This window comes from Gordonia malaquae NBRC 108250 (assembly GCF_000344135.1).
GTDB classification, from domain to species: domain Bacteria; phylum Actinomycetota; class Actinomycetes; order Mycobacteriales; family Mycobacteriaceae; genus Gordonia; species Gordonia malaquae.
In genome coordinates this window covers 1-2,029 of the sequence record NZ_BAOP01000076.1, presented here as the reverse complement: position 1 = coordinate 2,029, position 2,029 = coordinate 1, and the positions used below count along the sequence as shown (strand labels likewise).

General features: G+C 64.1%; 2 protein-coding genes and 1 pseudogene. 2 read left to right on the top strand and 1 reads right to left on the bottom strand.

All coding sequences use genetic code 11. The annotated features are described in order from the left end of the window. Positions 1-23 precede the first annotated feature (23 nt). Positions 24-689, top strand: a pseudogene (locus tag GM1_RS23085) (DUF222 domain-containing protein); the annotation flags it as partial. A gap of 76 nt (positions 690-765) precedes the next feature. Next, on the top strand, positions 766-1,086 hold the full coding sequence (locus GM1_RS23080; RefSeq protein WP_244874798.1) for an HNH endonuclease signature motif containing protein: 321 nt from the start codon (positions 766-768) through the stop codon (positions 1,084-1,086). A 60-nt stretch (positions 1,087-1,146) separates the two neighbouring features. Here GM1_RS23080 and GM1_RS21205 read toward each other — a convergent pair. Next, positions 1,147-2,029: ATP-grasp domain-containing protein (locus GM1_RS21205; RefSeq protein WP_008382372.1), on the bottom strand; the 883-nt coding region annotated here is incomplete at its 5' end.

Here is a 2,029-nt window from a genome sequence, read left to right as displayed (position 1 = left end):
GCAAACACCTACGGTCAGCGAAGATGCTGCTGACTGAAATCGGCGTACCACCCGCCGTGGCGGATCGGACTGTTCGCAATGGGCACCACGCGGAGCAGTTTGAGAACGTCGGCCGTGGGATGAGAGACGGGTCGATGTCCGCAGAGATCGCCGATGCCATTGGCTCGGGCGTCGCCCGCGTTGCGGCTCGGGTCCCGCTCGACCCAGGCGAGCAGCAGCGGTTGGCGCGCAAGTTGGCGTTGAACACCACGCCGGGTGAGGTGAAGACCGCGGCCAAGCAGGCCGCGATCGCGTTGGCCACCGTGTCCGACGATCCGGATCTGGTTCCGGCGTCGGAGAACCCGGAACTCAACGAGATGTCCCTGTATCTGAACGACGAAGGACGCGTCGAGGCCACCATGGATCTCGACGTCGTGACCGGTGAAGAGTTGAACGCGGCTCTGGATCCACTGTGCAGGCCGGTTCCCGAGCCGGACGGGTCACCCGATCCACGGACGGCCCGGCAGCGTAGAGCTGATGCGCTCGGGCAGATCATCCGGACCTACCTGTCCGGATCGGACAGGCCTACCAGCGGCGGTGTCCTACCGCACGCGTCGATCGTCATACCCACAGTCGGTTCACCGTGTGACGGGGTCGCACGGCTCGGTTTCACCGGGCCCGTGTCCCCGGCAACGGTCGCGTTGAGCTTGTGCACCTCCGCCGTCACTAGGATCACCGTCGACGGCGAAGGTGTCCCGCTTGGATGTGGGGCGGGAGCAGCGATTGATGACACCCGGCATTCGGAAGGCCCTCGCGGCGAGAGACTGCGGATGCGCCTTCCCCGGCTGCGGACGCCCAGTCACCTGGACCGACGCACACCACTGCACGCCATGGTCAGAAGGAGGCGCGACCAGCCTGAGCAACGGAGTGCTGCTGTGCCGGATGCACCACACCCTGATCCACCAGACTGGATGGGAGGTGTTCATCGGCCACGACGGACACCCGTGGTTCCTCGAACCAGTCGACCCGGCACGACCTGATCGACCGCGGGTCCCGATCAGATCGCACGCCCGACGAACGATGACAGTGCACCCTGCGGCCGCGTGATTCGCCGCGGCCCTTCGACTCGCTGCGCTCTCGCTCAGGGAGCAGAAGGGCGTGATTCGGCTAGACCGGGCGGCCGTCCCACTCGTGGTCGTGCATGAAGCCGCCGTCGATTCCGACTCCGTACTTGCGCGCCTGACGCATGATCCCCGCGTACGCGAGCGGCATCATCGCGGCGGGCTTGGGGTCGAGCGGGTCGATGATGACGTCCTTCGACTCGCGCATCTTGGCGCGGAACTTCTTGAACGTGTTGTTCGGGTAGGCGTTCTTCTTCCAGCCGAACAACAGCATGCCCGCACCGATCATCGTCGATCGCCCGAGCGGCGGCGTGATCAGTTCGGTGTTCTCACCGAAGAAGGCCCGGTCCACCCGCTGTTCGCGTGTGAACATCATGATTCCGCTGGTCCCGCGCGGATTGCACTCGATGGTGTACAGGCCGCGTTCGGGATGGTCGATGAAGTCCAGACCCATGTGACCGGTGAAGTTGACCGACTTCGCCAGCTTGCGAGTCCACTCGAGGATCCCCTCGTGGTCGACGTGCTCGAACGTCAGGCACGACTTGCCGTCGATCGCATAGTCGACCGGGTACGTCGCGTGCGCGAACACCTCACCGTCGCGGCACACCGAGTACGTGCAGTATCTGTCGCCTTCGAGCCACTCCTGGGCGATCCACGGATTTGTCGGATCGAACTCCAGGTAGCTCAGGTCGTCGCCCGGGTGGGCCTTATAGATAGTCTGCGAGCCCCTCGAGTAGGCCTGTTTGATCGCAAACGGGGTGGTGAAGTCGAGCTTCTCGACATCCTCCGGACTCGACAGTTCCATGAACTTCAACGTCTCGAATCCACGCTCGGTCAACGCGCGCTGGTACGAGAGCTTGTTGTGCAGCATGTCCTCCACCTCGAACGGCGAGAGGAACAATTCGACGGTGTCCGGAAAAAGACCGGGC